At 43.4% G+C, this 15,422-nt stretch carries 11 protein-coding genes (1 of these 11 running past the window's edge); 7 read left to right on the top strand and 4 right to left on the bottom strand.

The annotated features are described in order from the left end of the window. Positions 1-2: 2 nt before the first annotated feature. Positions 3-668: an LON peptidase substrate-binding domain-containing protein gene (locus BANH1_RS05485; protein WP_015398385.1), complete on the bottom strand. Its 666-nt coding sequence runs from the start codon at positions 666-668 to the stop codon at positions 3-5. A 787-nt stretch (positions 669-1,455) separates the two neighbouring features. On the opposite strand from BANH1_RS05485, the gene gcvT reads away from it, so the two are divergent. The 3 genes from gcvT to gcvP are packed head-to-tail and all read left to right on the top strand — an operon-like array spanning position 1,456 to position 5,756. Continuing rightward, positions 1,456-2,577 carry a glycine cleavage system aminomethyltransferase GcvT gene (gene gcvT, locus BANH1_RS05480; protein ID WP_015398384.1) on the top strand — a complete coding sequence of 374 codons (1,122 nt, stop codon included), beginning with the start codon at positions 1,456-1,458 and terminating at the stop codon, positions 2,575-2,577. Positions 2,578-2,583: 6 nt separating this feature from the next. Next, a complete protein-coding gene (gene gcvH / locus BANH1_RS05475; RefSeq protein WP_015398383.1) occupies positions 2,584-2,952 on the top strand; it encodes a glycine cleavage system protein GcvH in 369 nt (122 codons plus the stop codon). 5 nt (positions 2,953-2,957) lie between these two features. Continuing rightward, positions 2,958-5,756, top strand: a complete 2,799-nt coding sequence (gene gcvP, locus BANH1_RS05470) for an aminomethyl-transferring glycine dehydrogenase (RefSeq protein WP_015398382.1) — start codon at positions 2,958-2,960, stop codon at positions 5,754-5,756. 294 nt (positions 5,757-6,050) lie between these two features. Here gcvP and alr read toward each other — a convergent pair whose 3' ends face one another. After that, complete coding sequence (gene alr, locus BANH1_RS05460; protein ID WP_015398381.1) at positions 6,051-7,199, bottom strand: alanine racemase; 1,149 nt, start codon at positions 7,197-7,199, stop codon at positions 6,051-6,053. Positions 7,200-7,984: 785 nt separating this feature from the next. On the opposite strand from alr, the gene BANH1_RS05455 reads away from it, so the two are divergent. The 4 genes from BANH1_RS05455 to BANH1_RS05440 all read left to right on the top strand — a co-directional run bounded on the left by BANH1_RS05455 (position 7,985) and on the right by BANH1_RS05440 (position 12,263). Further along, positions 7,985-8,815: a ferredoxin--NADP reductase gene (locus BANH1_RS05455; RefSeq protein ID WP_015398380.1), complete on the top strand. Its 831-nt coding sequence runs from the start codon at positions 7,985-7,987 to the stop codon at positions 8,813-8,815. Between the two features lie 132 nt (positions 8,816-8,947). Next, entirely contained in the window at positions 8,948-9,865 is a 918-nt protein-coding gene (trhO, locus tag BANH1_RS05450; protein WP_015398379.1) for an oxygen-dependent tRNA uridine(34) hydroxylase TrhO, read from the top strand. A gap of 599 nt (positions 9,866-10,464) precedes the next feature. Next, a complete protein-coding gene (locus tag BANH1_RS05445; RefSeq protein WP_015398378.1) occupies positions 10,465-11,598 on the top strand; it encodes a type III PLP-dependent enzyme in 1,134 nt (377 codons plus the stop codon). Between the two features lie 62 nt (positions 11,599-11,660). Continuing rightward, positions 11,661-12,263, top strand: coding sequence for a GNAT family N-acetyltransferase (locus BANH1_RS05440; RefSeq protein WP_015398377.1), 603 nt, complete (start codon positions 11,661-11,663; stop codon positions 12,261-12,263). Between the two features lie 542 nt (positions 12,264-12,805). On the opposite strand, the gene BANH1_RS05430 is transcribed toward BANH1_RS05440, so the two are convergent. After that, positions 12,806-14,377, bottom strand: a complete 1,572-nt coding sequence (locus tag BANH1_RS05430; RefSeq protein WP_015398376.1) for a DHA2 family efflux MFS transporter permease subunit — start codon at positions 14,375-14,377, stop codon at positions 12,806-12,808. A 26-nt stretch (positions 14,378-14,403) separates the two neighbouring features. Continuing rightward, a protein-coding gene (locus BANH1_RS05425; protein ID WP_015398375.1) for an HlyD family secretion protein crosses the window boundary here: on the bottom strand, positions 14,404-15,422 show its 3' portion. It continues 67 nt past the right edge of the window; only the last 1,019 of its 1,086 coding nucleotides appear in the window; its start codon lies beyond the right edge, outside the window — the gene reads right to left on this strand; it ends in the stop codon at positions 14,404-14,406.

Genomic DNA, 15,422 nt, shown 5'->3' with positions numbered 1-15,422 from the left:
CATTAATTCAAGCGGTAGTGTGCTCCCGTTTGTTTCATGAGTGAGCGTTCAGTTAAAGCGAGAAGAGTCTGGGCACGGCTCGCAGTATCCGGAGCTTCCAGCAGCGCTTGCTTCTCTGCCGGTGTAAAAGGGATAAGAGCTGATAGGGTGTTAACGAGCACGTGTGTAGGTGTTTGCAAAATGCTGTTCCAGTTATGTTCTACATCATGTATGCTAAGATAGTCCTCAATGACATTTAATAAATTTTCTCGATTAATATTTTCCGAAATATTATGCTCTTGCAAGTCCTCTATGTTTGATTGGATGACGGCAATCCGGTAAGATTTTGTACGTGTTAATTCTTGTTTTACAGTGAAACGACAAACGCCTTGTAATACTATGAGAAGCCGTCCACTTCCTATTTCGCTGTAGGCAGTAATGCGCCCTATGCAACCTATTTTGTGAAGCTGTATAGGTAGGTCGTCTTCCACACTTGACGAAAGTGGTTGAATAATCCCTAACAGACGATTGGATACCATAGCATCTTCAATCATTTCGAGTATGGTTTGTTCAAAAATATTAAGCGATAAAATACCCCCCGGTAGTAATAACGCACCTTCTAAGGGAAATAGAGCGATTTTCTCAGGGAGATCGTTTTCACAATTATAGCAAACATTGCCGGCTTTCATGAGTACTCCGTAACCTCTATCCGATGCAGTTTCGCACATAAAACAGCTGCAGTTTACGACATTGTTCGGCCGCAGGGAAGATTATATTATCACGGGCCGGGTCGCCGTTGTAAGATATTTCTGATTTATCCGATAAGTAAGAAAAATTACAAAAGTACACCACATTTATTATAGGGACAAATGAGAATGATCGCAACAGTGTAGGTTGCATCAAAAAGGAGCTTGGGGTTACACCGGCTATTTTGAATGTTGATTACAAGGTTTTTGAGCCAAAATTATTACGGGAATCTCTTAAGAGTCATTGCTTGATGTGATCGCTATATTGGCTAGACAAAAAGATTCACTCTTTTTGTCATTATGGTCAAATTGTATAAGACAGAGCGTCATTTTCTGATTTTTGAATTAGTGAGATTTTGAATTACCCTTAAAACGGGATTTTTGTAATCATTGTAGTTTTTCTTGTTTTGTTTTTGTCGTACGGGGTTATTTTCGGTTTTTATGGTGTTTGAAAGGTAGGAACAGTGCGTCCTTTGACTATAGTCTGTATAAGTCCACAATATTTGTGACATTATGATTAATTTACTGATGACAGTGTGAAGAAGATGAGTTATAGACTGGGACATATAAGAAGGAGCGTCGTCGCCTCTTTTTTTAGCGTGAGGGGGCAGACTGCCAATTTTAGCGCCTGCTACCGAAGGGGGGATGGCTCGTAATCTCTCAGAGTTATGACAGAGAGGTGTGGGGCTGCCGCATCTTGCGGTGGTTGACACAGCTTTTTGGAGGAATTATGAGCGTAATGCCGCAGGATCTTGAAACATCTCCTTTAAAAACACTACCCTTACATGAATTACATGAAAAAGCGGGTGCAAAGTTTGGTGCCTTTTCTGGCTGGAAGATGCCTTTGACCTACCCTCTTGGCGTTTTGAAAGAACATCTTCATACCCGTGCTCACGCTGGTCTTTTTGATATTTCCCATATGAAATTGATCGCTATTGAGGGTCCGCAAGCGGTTGAATTTTTATCCTACGCTCTGCCCGTTGATGCCGCATTGTTGAAAAAAGGCCAGTCGCGATATAGTTACTTGCTTAATGAGAAGGCTGGTATTCTTGATGATCTTATTCTTACCCGTTTAGAAGAATATCGTTTTACGTTAGTTGCCAATGCAGGCAATGCACAAGCTGATCTCGCTGAACTTAAAAGACGTGCCGCTGGTTTTAATTGCCAAGTGGTCGCGCTTGAGAGGGTGCTGCTTGCTCTCCAGGGTCCGGAAGCAGCAGCTGTTGCAGCTGATGTAGATTTACCCGTTAATAAACTGTTGTTTATGAACGGCCTTGAGACACAGCAAGGCTGGTTTGTAACACGCTCCGGTTATACGGGAGAAGATGGTTTTGAAATTGCGCTCCCTGAAAATCAGGCCTCTTTCTTAGCTGAAAAATTGCTCCGTGATTCTCGTGTTGCGTGGGTCGGCCTCGCAGCGCGCGATAGCCTCCGTCTGGAAGCAGGTTTGTGCCTACATGGGAATGATATCACACCGGATATTACTCCCATTGAGGCTGCGTTAACATGGGCTGTCTCCAAAAATGTTCGAGAAGCAGCTAAGTTTTATGGAGCAAAGGCTTTTCTTGAAGCCTATGAAAAAGGGCCGTCTCGTCGCCGCGTTGGTTTAAAGCCGCAAACTCGCCAGCCTGTGCGCGCGGGTTCGGTGATTTTAGATGATGAAGGTCATCAGATCGGGGTGGTGACATCAGGTGGCTTTGGTCCTTCATTCGATGGACCCGTGGCTATGGGCTATGTTCCTATTGATTGGACGAGTGAGGGGACAGAAGTTTTTACTGAAGTGCGTGGCAAAAAAATCGCGTTATCTGTCCATTTACTTCCTTTCGTTGAACAGCATTATTTTAAAGGATAATTTTTCATGCCTAAAATTTATTTTACACACGATCACGAATGGCTCAGCGTTGAAGGAAATATAGCTACTATTGGTATTACTCATTATGCTCAAGAGCAGTTAGGCGATTTAGTTTTTGTTGATTTACCGCAGAAGGGGACATCTTTTTCCAAAGGGGACTCCGCCGCCGTTGTAGAATCGGTTAAGGCCGCTTCGGATGTATATGCGCCTATCGACGGCGAAGTTGTCGAAATTAATGAAGCGTTGGCGGCTGACCCCGCATTAGTGAACCAAAAAGCCGAAACTGAAGGTTGGTTATGGAAAATGAAACTGCGAGATGAGACGCAGCTCGACGCGTTGCTGGATGGGGTCGCTTATAAAGCATTGATTGGGTGAGAGTGATGCAAGAACGTCGTTTTTTTTCTCGGCATATTGGACCTCGCCCTGATGAAGTGCAAAAAATGTTGAATGTTTTAGCACTTGATTCAATTGAAACACTGGTTTCGCAGGCTGTTCCAAAGTCCATTTATTTAGAGCGTTCGCTCGATTTACCGGAAGCGGTGAATGAAGGACAGGCTTTGGAAGAGCTTTCTGAGATGATGGGGCGCAATCATGTGCGTAAGAGTTTTATCGGGCAGGGCTATTATGGAACATATGTGCCTCCTGTTATTTTGCGTAATCTTTTTGAAAATCCAGCTTGGTACACCGCTTATACGCCTTATCAGGCAGAGATTAGCCAAGGCCGTTTAGAGCTTTTATTTTATTTTCAGACATTGGTGAGCGAACTTACTGGTTTGCCTGTTTCTGCTGCTTCTCTTCTTGATGAAGCGACAGCTTTGGCTGAAGCTAATGCGGTAGCAGTACGATTTTCACGTGGGAAAAAAACAAAAATTTCGGTGCAGAGTCTCTTACATCCACAGATTTTGGATGTTGCGCAAACGCGTGCTGAAACACAAGGCATTCGTATCGCTGAAAATGATGAAATCGGCGCTGATACGGCTGCTGTTGTTTTGTCTTGGCCAGATACGAGGGGCTGTTTCAACGATTATAGTGAAATTATCAAAGAGGCGAAGGAAAAAGGAGCGCTGGTGATTGTCGTTGCTGATCCTCTAGCCCTTACCCTTATGGAACCACCGGCAAAATGGGGCGCTGATATTGTTGTGGGTTCTATGCAACGTTATGGTGTTCCGATGGGCTTTGGCGGTCCTCATGCAGGCTATCTTGCAGTAAGTTCTGTTTTAACGCGCTTAATTCCAGGGCGTGTTGTTGGTCAGTCGATGGACACAAAAAGGCGCGTTGGTTTCCGTTTAGCGTTGCAAACTCGCGAACAGCATATTCGGCGCGATAAGGCGACATCAAATATATGTACGGCGCAGGTTTTGTTGGCTAATATGGCTGCAGCTTACGCTATTTGGCACGGCCCGCAAGGTTTACAGGCAATTGCTAAGCGGATTCACCATCTAGCGTGCCGTTTTGCCGGTGGGTTAGAGGCAGCAGGTGTGCGTCTCGAAGGTGAGGACTTTTTTGATTGTGTTAGCGTTTTAGTTGAGGGTAGAGCTCAAGAAATTGCCGCACGAGCAAAAACGAGTGGGCGTCTTGTTCGCGTCCTCGATAATGATAGAGTCGCAGTTAATTTTGATGAGTTGTCGACGGAAGAAGATGCTTGCGCTTTAGCGCAGCTTTTTGGTGCGCAATTAGACGATCAGACGACAGCTGTGCGATTTTTGGGTAAAGAACGTGATGCGGCTTTTCTTTCGCAGCCATTTTTTCATGCGGTTCATTCAGAAACAGATATGATGCGTTTTTTACGCCGGTTATCGGACAAAGACCTGGCACTCGATCGCGCGATGATTCCTCTTGGATCTTGTACAATGAAACTTAATGCAGCAGCTGAGTTAATGCCCATCAGTTGGCCTATGGTAGCTAATGTACATCCTTTTGCTCCCGAAGAAGATGTATCGGGTTATAAGGAAATGATCGAGCAATTAAACCAGTGGTTGTGTGAAATAACAGGATTTTCGCAAGTTTCTTTTCAGCCAAATTCTGGTGCTCAGGGTGAATATGCCGGGCTTTTAGCTATTCGCCAATATCATCAATCACGCGGCGATCATCAACGTAATATTTGTCTTATTCCTGCATCTGCGCACGGCACCAATCCAGCTTCAGCTCATATGGCAGGTATGGAAGTCGTTGTGGTTAAATGTTTAAGCGATGGCGATGTTGATGTGGATGATCTTAAAATAAAAGCTCAATTATATAAGGATAATTTAGCGGCTTTAATGATTACTTATCCTTCAACACACGGTGTTTATGAAGAAAGTATTGAGGATATTTGCTCTATTGTCCACGAAAATGGTGGGCAGGTGTATTTTGATGGGGCTAACCTTAATGCGCTTGTAGGTCTCGCGCGTCCAGCGGATATGGGGGCAGATGTTTGTCATATGAATTTGCATAAAACATTCGCAATTCCTCACGGTGGTGGCGGTCCTGGCGTTGGTCCAATTGGGGTAAAGGCGCATTTAAAGCCGTTTTTGCCTGGTCATGCGCACTATAAGACGACACATGCAGTTTCAGCATCTCCATACGGAAGCGCTTCTATTCTGGTTGTTACGTGGATGTATATTCGGATGATGGGGGCTGATGGCTTAAAATATGCGACGCAAACGGCAATATTAAACGCTAACTATATCGCAGTACGTCTTTCACAAGCTTATTCTATTCTTTATAGAGGTAAATATGGTCGTGTTGCCCATGAATGCATCGTAGATACGCGTTTGCTAAAGGAGCAATATGGAGTGAGTGTCGATGACATTGCAAAGCGTTTGATTGACTACGGATTTCATGCGCCAACTATGTCGTTTCCAGTTCCTGGAACTTTAATGATTGAGCCAACTGAATCAGAGCCAAAGATAGAGATTGATCGTTTTTGTGATGCTTTATTGTCTATTGCTGAAGAGGCAGAAAAAGTCGGTATGGGTATCTGGCCGAAGGAGGATAATCCATTGGTGAATGCCCCGCATACACTGGCAGATACTTTGAGCGACAACTGGAATCATGCTTATTCGCGGCAAGAAGCTGCGTTTCCTAATCGCAATCTTGATCCAGCGAATAAATACTGGCCGCCTGTTTCGCGCATTGATAATGTCTCCGGTGATAGAACATTAATTTGTTCTTGCCCACCGTTAGTGAACGACTATTAAGCTATTCGCTCATATTTTATCAGAAAAGCTCATTCGAGATCTTATTTTGTCTTTGGGAGTTATTTGTTGATGATGCATGACGCTAAATTTGTTAGGCTTTTTATCTATTTTTAATGTGTAAACATCATTGATGAAGGGGGCGCCAATTATTCCTCCTCTTATCATTATTTCGATCGAATGTCCTATGTCCGGCATTGATGGGTAGGTTAAACAAGATATTCACGATGCTCTTTGGCCGTTTTAGGATGCCTGTGAAGAGGGCACCCATAAGACCATTTTCTGAAGGGACGATGATTATAGCTTTGATCGTTTTTGGATAGCTTCAATGTAAATACGTTTACAACGAGAACCAAGGGAAGCTAGAATTTCATGAGGAATGCTGTTTGCATCCGCAGAAATATTTTCAATGGTCTGGTGTGTTCCAATGAGCTCCACCCAGTCGCCTCTTTCAGGTTTTTTATCTTTGAGGTCGGTTGCGTCAACGATTATGGAGTCCATAGAGACTCGTCCAGTAATAGGCAGTTTGTGTCCGTTAAAATAAACAGCTCCTTTGTTGGAAAGGGCGCGTAGCCAGCCATCTGCATAACCGACAGAAATGGTTGCCAGGACACTTGATCGGCGGGTAATGAAACTGCCTCCGTAGCCAACTGGCATTCCTGCATCGATATTTTGGCTTTGCATGACTTGGGCCTCAAGTTTTAAAACAGGTTTGAGGGACGTAGGATATTTTTTGTGAGGATCAATCCCGTAAAGTGCGATACCCGGACGGACAAGATCAAAATAAAAATCTGGACCCAGAAAGATGCCTCCAGAATTGGCAAGGGAAGCTTTACAAGCGGGCAGTTGTGCAAGTGCTGTTTTTGTAGCCGCTAATTGAACGCGGTTGAAGGGATGTGTAGCATCATCTGCATTGGCAAGATGGCTCATGACATATTTTATATCTGCTTTTGCAAAAAGAGAGGGGTCATTGATCAGCTGTTGTAATTCTTTTTGATTAAGTCCTGACCGGTTCATACCGGTGTCAATTTGAACGATTGCCGGAAATTTTTTCCCTGTTTTTTGGCAAAGTGTTCGCCAGCTTTCAATCGTTTGCCACGAATTGAGAACGGGCACGATACCGGATTGAGCTATAAATTCTTCTGCGGTGGGCGGAATATCATTAAGGAGCGCGAGGGTAGCATCAGGCGGTAAAATAGCTTTTAACTGAAGCGCTTCTGTAATTTGGGCGATAAAAAAAGTGCGGCAACCAGCGTGATAAAGCGTGGGAGCAATTTTTTCAACACCCATTCCATAAGCGTTGGCTTTTACGACGGCTGAACATTCTATTGGGGCGGTGCGTTGAGATAAAATCGTGTAATTTTCAGCGATAGCACCAAGATCAATGGTTGCTACAGCTGTGTAGAAAAATAGCGCGTTTTTCTCATAATTGTCGGGTTTATCCATTTTAAAATCCTATCTGTGTCGGTAGAACGCAGAGCCCCCCCTCTGACTTTGTCTTCGTTGCGCGCCTCTCTATAATATAGAACTGTAGTACACTACAGAGATTTGAAGAATGTTTTAATTTTTTTAATCATTGGCGGTTTACGCTGCATTACGGGCCAAAGCCGGTTTTTGCAATAAAACGAAAATGCTCAAACCTAATCTTTAATAAAAACCCGCATTCTCCGCGTGTATTATGATGAATATATGGCCAATTTATAATCGGCGGAAGCGGTGCTTTTTACTGCCTATTTGCTCGCGGTAGGGATATGCTTGGGGGACAAATATTCTCCATACTGCGTAGTTGATAATGGAGAAAATTTAGTATAAATATTGTGTTGTTTTTGTCCTCATATAATGTTGATGGCGTGCTATTTTTGCAAAAATTTATTTAAGCTGCGATAAAATAATAAAATTCTCGTATCGTGAAAAATGAATGAATATTTTTATTTTAAAGTCATTATTGACGTGCGTTCTGCGATTGGGATTATTATTTGAGATAGGGGGAACCTCCTCATTGAGTGTGCGTTGAAGATGGCAATGTGGGTAGACTGATTCATCATGAAGTGCTATTGCATCTGCGGTGCGGTGTGTGCCTGTCTTATTTTTCTATTCAGTCACTTTAGGCACAAGAAGTGCTCATTGAGCACCTGATATTTTAAGAAAGATATTGGCAGGTAAGTGAAGAGGCGTTACATTGCTTACAAATTCTGCATTTAATTTTTGATAAAGATACTAGGAAGAGTTTTATGAGCGTACCTGCCACCAATGTTAAACAAAACATCAGCGGCGTCGCGTCAAATTTTCTGATTCCTGAAAATGTTTTTGCGCTTACTGTCCGGGAAGTTTTCCATTATACGGACCGTTTGTTCAAATTTAGTCTTAACCGTCCAGAGAGTTTTCGTTTTCGTTCAGGTGAATTTGTTATGATCGGTTTGCCAAACGCAGAAAAACCGATTTATCGTGCTTATTCAATTGCTAGTCCATTTTGGGACGAACGACTCGAGTTTTTTTCAATAAAGGTTCCGGGAGGGCCGCTGACTCAACATCTCCAAAAGATCAAAATTGGTGATACAGTCTTAATGCGCAAAAAGTCCACTGGAACGTTAGTTCTTGATGCTCTCATCCCTGGAAAACGCCTTTATCTTCTTTCAACAGGTACAGGTGTTGCTCCTTTTGTGAGCCTCATTCGTGATCCTGAGACGTATGAAAAATTTTCTCAAGTGGTGCTTATTCAGACGGTACGCGAACGGAAGGAACTTGCGTACGCAAAAGATATTGTGGCTTCTTTACGACAAGATCCACTAATTGGCGAGTATGCAGAGCAGTTAAAATTTTATCCTATGACTACGCGCGAACCTTCAGAGCATGTGGGCCGTATTACGACTGCTATGGAGAGCGGTGCTTTTTTTGAAGCGACTGGCTTACCGAAGATCAATCCCGATGAAGATCGGGCGATGATTTGCGGTTCAATGGAAATGTTGAAGGATTGTGCAAGAATGTGCGAAGCCTTTGGTCTCGTCGAGGGGGCCAATAACGCGCCGTCCACTTATGTTGTAGAACGTGCTTTTGTAGGCTAAATAGAGCGTTATATTGCGGCGCATGGCGCTTTTTTGTAAGATCATTGTGGTGTGTATAGTTATTCATCGGATATATGACGTATAAAGTGAATAAGTCTTGAAATTGAATGAAACGCGCGTTATGGCAAAATTATGGAAAAGAAGTTTAAAATTGTTGCTCTTTATTGTTTCACAGATTTGAAACATTATCGCCAATTACAGAAGCCTTTGCTGGATTTATGCCAGACAAATGAAATTAAAGGTACCCTGCTTTTGGCGAAAGAGGGAATCAACGGGACCGTTGCTGGCTCTTGTGCAGCGATTGAGGCATTAGTGCACTTTATTACCGCAGAATCGGCGTTTGAAAAATCAGAGATCAAATATTCGTGGGCCTCGAAAATGCCCTTTCGTCGTATGAAGGTACGGCTGAAAAAAGAAATCGTGACGATGGGGATTGAAGAGGTCGATCCGTTAAAAATTGTCGGTACTTATGTTGCTCCTGAGGATTGGAATGCGCTTATTCAAGATGAAGACACGCTTTTAATTGATACGCGCAATGATTATGAATATGCACTTGGCAGTTTTCGGGGAGCAGTTGATCCTCATATTAAAACATTTCGTGAATTTCCAAAATGGGTGGCTGAGCGTGAAGGCGATTTGAAAAAGAAAAAAAGAATCGCTATGTTTTGCACAGGTGGTATTCGGTGTGAAAAATCAACAGCTTATGTACGTGGGCTTGGTTATAATGAGGTTTATCACTTAAAAGGTGGTATCCTTAAATATCTGGAAATAATTCCAAAAGAGGAAAGTTTGTGGCAGGGCGAGTGCTTCGTTTTTGATGAGCGTGTTTCTGTAGGCCATGGTCTTGAAGAATTTGGGCGTGAATTATGTCGGGCGTGTCGTTACCCTCTTGGCGCTGGAAGTAAATTATCGCCTTATTATGAAGAGGGTGTCTCTTGCGATTCTTGTTATAGCACGCGTAGTGAAGCTGACAGGGAGCGTTTCCGGGAGCGCCATAAGCAATTTCAATTATTAAGATCGTGCACGGCTCACTCTTATCAAGAGCAGTGAGGCGCTGTTTTTTTGCCTTTGAGAGGCTGGGCAGTATTTTCTTGTTGTTTTGTTTATAGAAGCGGAAGCATAAAACGGTCCATATATTTGCGCGCGCCTCTTTCTCACCATTTTATGTTTAAAATTAAAAAAATGATTGAAATAGCCAAGAATTGGTCTTATATGCGGTACTGCCCAAAGTCGCACGTGCCTGTGGGTGTCCGCCGGTTCTCGAATGGTGAGATTAACCGGTATGGTACCTGGAACTAACCACTCCAGTCATTCTTACGGCCAACCGAAAGAGTGAGGGCATCTTGAAGCAACGACGGTGCGGGCCTTTCTGGTGTCTCCGGGCTCTCCAAATGCCGGAGTAACTATAGAGGCACACCTCATTGCCTTCAGTGCGGAATGTTTTTCGACTCCAATCAAAAAGGCAGACAAGCAGAGCACGCGGTTTCCGCGGTGTTCTTTCGCTGCATGCAACGCTGATTTCTCCTTAATCATCGGAGGATCGGGTTACCGGTAGTGGTTGTATGTATTCTGTTCTTGAGTTGTTGGCAGCTTTGTTCTATTTGCCGGCATAAAGTCAGGAAGATTTTATTTTCCGAGGAGAATTGCAGATGGCAACGCAACGTATTCGCAATTTTCTTGCGACGCATTGTTCTGAAAGTCCATGTTTAGTCGTGGATCTTGATGTTGTCCGTGAAAATTATTTAAATTTTGAGAAGACTTTTCTTCAGTCGCGTATTTTTTACGCGATAAAGGCGAATCCGGCTCCTGAAATTTTGCGTTTACTTGTTTCTTTAGGGTCGTCTTTTGACGCAGCTTCTGTAGCAGAAATTGAGATGGCTCTGAAAGCAGGGGCAATATCTGAGTGTATTTCTTTTGGAAATACTATCAAGAAAGAACGTGACATTATGCGTGCGTATGCGCTCGGCGTTTCGCTTTACGCGGTCGATTGCATCGAAGAAGTAGAAAAAATTGCCCGTTCTGCGCCAGGATCTCGTGTTTTTTGCCGGATTTTGACTGATGGAAGAGGCGCGGAGTGGCCATTATCGCGCAAATTTGGTTGTGTTCCCGCTATGGCCGTTGATGTGTTGCGTCGGGCACATCAATTAGGCTTGCAGGCACACGGCGTTTCTTTCCACGTAGGATCTCAGCAGACAGATTTGAATGCCTGGGACCGCGCTTTGTCGGATGCCGCAAAAATTTTTGAATGTTTGGGCAAAGAGGGGATTCAGTTAAAATTAGTTAATATGGGGGGCGGTTTTCCGACGCGTTATTTGAAGGACGTTCCTACGACGCAAGCTTATGGTACGGCAATCTTTGATTCATTAAAAAAGCACTTTGGTAATCATATTCCTGAAACGATCATTGAGCCAGGGCGCGCGATGGTCGGTAATGCTGGTGTCATTCGCACAGAAGTTGTCCTTATTTCGAAAAAGGCAAATAACGATAACGTGCGATGGGTTTATCTTGATGTGGGAAAGTTTAATGGTCTTGTCGAAACTATGGATGAAGCCATCCGTTACCCTATTGAGACAACTCATGATGATAAGACGATGGAGCCTTGTATTTTGGCGGGGCCGACATGTGATTCAGCAGATATTATGTACGAAAAAATGCCTTATCTTTTACCGTTATCTTTAACGGTGGGTGACGAGTTGCTGATTCACGGGACCGGCGCCTACACAATGAGTTATGCGTCTGTTGCATTTAATGGCTTTGAGCCTTTACGGTCTTATGTGATCTGAGTTTTTCCTTTTAAATGCGGCGGTATCTACATCTTTTTTTCCCCTTTAATGACGGGCTTACAATGGGATTTTTGACAGTGATGAATATGGTTCGTTTTCAGGCAAAAAATGGTACATTTTTTACACTCGCATCTGAGCAAGAAGCCGACGGGTTTCACCGGGAAAATTTGCTTGATTCGGTTTTAGGAAAGGGGCGGAAGCGTAAATCATCAGAATTTTTACGTTGTGGCCGATTTGCAGCCGACGGGCTTTCCTTCATTGTCAAAAATGCGTCTGGCGAGCTTGTAGGTAGTGTGCGTCTTTGGCACGTTACTTTTCATAAAGGGAAAAATGGAACTCAAAATGCTTTACTCCTAGGACCTCTCGCTATTTCAAGCCAATATTCTGGCATAGGTATAGGATCGGTCCTCATGTGGCACGCGATTGAAAGTGCTAAGAGATTGGGTCATGGTGCTATTTTACTCGTGGGCGATTCTGAGTTTTATGCACGTTTTGGTTTTTCAAGCCGTTTAACAGAAAATTTGGCAATGCCCGGCCCTTATGAAAAACACCGTTTTCAAGCATTGGAACTAATCCCTAGATACCTTACTTCATGCCACGGTGTTGTGACACCGAGCGGAGAGCTACGAGATTCAGGCTGTTTACAGCCTCATAAAGTAGCTTAAGGAATTTATCTCCTTCTTTTTATGTTTTTACTAAGATGTTTTTGACAGGTTAACTAAGGGAGAAACATCGGCTATCAGCAGTTTGGATGCACGTATGGATATGGCACGTGCTGTTAGTGTGGGAAAGCAATAACTTTAGTTAAAGTTGTAGAGCCAGTATAGTGAGGATTAGGTATGAGCATTGATCAACGACGCGCTAATCAATTTTGTTGTTGAACTTAGGCAGATGAGCGCTCTCAGAAATTTCCGCATTATTTCTAGCTTGCACCAGAATAGCAATAAGGAGGGGAAGAAAATTGGGGGGGAGGAGACAAAAGTTTGCCGATATTAGTTTCTTTGGCCCGAATAAAGACCGCTCTTTTATCTATTTGGTCGTTCCCTTCCGGAGGGCACGATATTACCGTTTTTGCCCATGATAATAAAAGGTAATACACGAATTGAATTTTAATATTTGTACTGTTAGCAACCGAAATAACACCAAAAGAGGTCACTTTTTTACTTAAACGGAGGAAAAAAATTCTGCATAATTCGGGGCGTTGGGCTTAGTGATTATGAAGGACACCGGTAGATGGCGCCGATTTTTTAAGAAAAATGGCTAAGAAAGTTAAGGCACTGAAGAGGGTGGTTATCATAAAGAATATATCGCTGAAAGCCATAACCATTGCTTGCGCGCGAACCATATTAAAAAGTTGAAACAAAGCGAGAGCGGAAGGATCAGAAGTAACGGAGCTGAAATATGCGGTAAGGTTCGAAAGAAATTCAGTCGCTTGGGCATTTCCTTCCTGGACGGTCTCAGCTATTCGTCCATAATGGAGGTCTGCACGCTGCGTCATAAGAGTGCTTATAATAGCGAGTCCTACTGCGCCTCCAAGATTACGTGTTAGATTAAAAAGCCCAGAGGCGTTTTTTATTCGTTCTGGTGGTAATGATCCTAAGGCAATATTATTAATAGGAACCATACATAACATAATAGAAACGCCACGGAAAATCTGAGGCCACAAAAGCTCCCGAAAACCCCAATCGTCTGTAATACCGGTAGCTAGCCAAGTGCCCCATGCAAAACCGATAAATCCTATCGCGATCATGAGACGTAGGTCAATTCGTGTTGAAAGAAATCCGGCGAGAGGAGCAGCAACAAACATAGCTAACCCTGAAATAAAGAGCGTTTCTCCAATCATGAGTGCATCATAATGACGGATTTGGCTAAGATAAAAAGGATAAAGGTAGGTGAGGCCGTACAGACCTATTCCAAGCATAAAAGAAAAAATTGATGAAATTGAAAAATTGCCATCGGAAAAAGTAGAGAGGTCAACAATTGGCTCTTTTGCAGTAAAGACGCGCCAAAAAAACAGACTGGCAGATAGAATTGTAATAATAAAAAAGCTAAATATCAGATTATCTTGTAACCAATCATGCTGGGCGCCCTCTTCTAGAACATATTCTAAAGATCCCAAAAAGACTGCCATAGAGATAAAGCCAAACCAGTCAAATTTGGCCATTAGGGATCGATCAGCTTTGTCGAAATCAATCAATTTCCAAGTGATGATCGAGATAATGATCCCGAATGGTACATTGATGAGAAAGAGCCAGTGCCATGATAAAGCGTGACTAAGATAGCCTCCCACTGTTGGGCCGATAGTAGGTGCTAACGTTGCTACTAGCCCAACGACAGGAGAAACAATTGACTGTTTAGAAGGGGGAAAAATCGTGTAAGAGACGACGAAGACGCTGGGAATGATGCCACCTCCTATAAAACCTTGAAGAGCTCGGTAAAAAGTCATTTCTCCAAGGGATGTTGCCGTTGCACAAAGAACGGATGTAATGGTAAATCCGGCAGCAGATAAGCTGAAGAAGACTCGTGTTGAGAGCATACGCCCCAAAAAGCCGGAAAGTGGTAACATGATAACTTCGGCTATAAGGTAAGAGGTTTGGACCTGTGAAATTTCGGTGGAACTGGCTGATAGGCCAGCTTGAATTTCAGCCAAAGATGATGAAACAATTTGGATATCTAAAATAGCCATGAACATGCCGAAGGTCATAGCGATAAAAACTATGATTTTGCGCATTGTTACGCGTTCTTGGGGAGAGGAAGGTGGATGTGTAGGAGGGGGCATGATAGGGCCGTTATTGTTAAAGACTTTTATTGTGTGGATTTTTGGCGTGTATCTATTTCTACGGAAACACTCATTCCGGCTCTGATGCGCCCACTTTTTAGCGCGTCTTCAGGAATAGAAATGCGTACCGGTACGCGTTGGACGATTTTAGTGAAATTACCTGTGGCATTTTGTGGTGGCAAGAGAGAGAAAACGGCCCCTGTTGCGGGCGCGATGGAAAGCACTGTTCCCTTCAAAATATCCTTTTTAAAGGTATCGAGGGAAATATAAGCTGTTTGCCCGCTGTAAATATCTTGCAACTGTGTTTCTTTATAGTTTGCTTCGACGTAGAGCGCGTGGATAGGTACTAATGCTGCGAGGCGTTGGCCATTAACAACAAAATCGCCGATTTTTGCTGTTAAATTCCCAATAGTTCCGTCAAACGGAGCATGTAGGATAGTCGCATCAAGATCACGTTTTGCTTTATCACGCGTGAGCTCGAGGCTCTGAGTCTGGCTTTTTATTTCGTCTCGTTGCGCTTCCAGCACTTGAATATTAGCGCGTGCTGTGGCTATTTGTGCGTTTACACGAGCGACATTGGCAATAGCTTGCTCATAGGCTAATTGGGCGTCATCAACATCGGATTGAGAAACATAACGGTTAGCTTTAAGCTCTGTGACGCGTTTTAGAGTTAATTGCGTCTTGGTTGCTACGGCAGCGGCAGCGGATTTCTGAGTTTGAGCTTCGTCTAAAACACTGTGGGCTGCTGTAATTTGCGCATCAATGCGCAGAAGAGTTTTTTGCTGGGTGTCGAGGTGAGCTGTTGTTTGCTCCAAGGCTATTTGGTAATCACCACTTTCTAAGCGGAATAAAATATCACCTTTTTTAACAGGTTGGTTAGCTCTAACGGAAACTTCTTCGATATATCCGCTTAATTTAGGGGCTATAGCGGCTATATCTCCCTGCACGTAAGCGTCGTCGGTGGTAAGCATATAGCGCCAGTGTGTCAGCCACTTATAGCCGAACCAAAGCACTAAAAGCGCAAGAATGATAAGAAGTAGACGGA

The sequence above is a fragment of the Bartonella australis AUST/NH1 genome (assembly GCF_000341355.1).
Lineage (GTDB): Bacteria > Pseudomonadota > Alphaproteobacteria > Rhizobiales > Rhizobiaceae > Bartonella > Bartonella australis.
Note: the sequence above shows the minus strand (reverse complement) of the source record. Positions and strands in the feature narration are given on the sequence as shown.

What these genes read in the sequence shown, in the direction of transcription:
- BANH1_RS05440 (WP_015398377.1), top strand. Translation starts at nt 11,661, where the DNA reads ATGGGATTTTTGACAGTGATGAATATGGTTCGTTTTCAGGCAAAAAAT.
- alr (WP_015398381.1), bottom strand. Translation starts at nt 7,199, where the DNA reads ATGGATAAACCCGACAATTATGAGAAAAACGCGCTATTTTTCTACACA.
- gcvH (WP_015398383.1), top strand. Translation starts at nt 2,584, where the DNA reads ATGCCTAAAATTTATTTTACACACGATCACGAATGGCTCAGCGTTGAA.
- BANH1_RS05430 (WP_015398376.1), bottom strand. Translation starts at nt 14,377, where the DNA reads ATGCCCCCTCCTACACATCCACCTTCCTCTCCCCAAGAACGCGTAACA.
- trhO (WP_015398379.1), top strand. Translation starts at nt 8,948, where the DNA reads ATGGAAAAGAAGTTTAAAATTGTTGCTCTTTATTGTTTCACAGATTTG.
- BANH1_RS05485 (WP_015398385.1), bottom strand. Translation starts at nt 668, where the DNA reads ATGAAAGCCGGCAATGTTTGCTATAATTGTGAAAACGATCTCCCTGAG.
- BANH1_RS05455 (WP_015398380.1), top strand. Translation starts at nt 7,985, where the DNA reads ATGAGCGTACCTGCCACCAATGTTAAACAAAACATCAGCGGCGTCGCG.
- BANH1_RS05445 (WP_015398378.1), top strand. Translation starts at nt 10,465, where the DNA reads ATGGCAACGCAACGTATTCGCAATTTTCTTGCGACGCATTGTTCTGAA.
- gcvP (WP_015398382.1), top strand. Translation starts at nt 2,958, where the DNA reads ATGCAAGAACGTCGTTTTTTTTCTCGGCATATTGGACCTCGCCCTGAT.
- gcvT (WP_015398384.1), top strand. Translation starts at nt 1,456, where the DNA reads ATGAGCGTAATGCCGCAGGATCTTGAAACATCTCCTTTAAAAACACTA.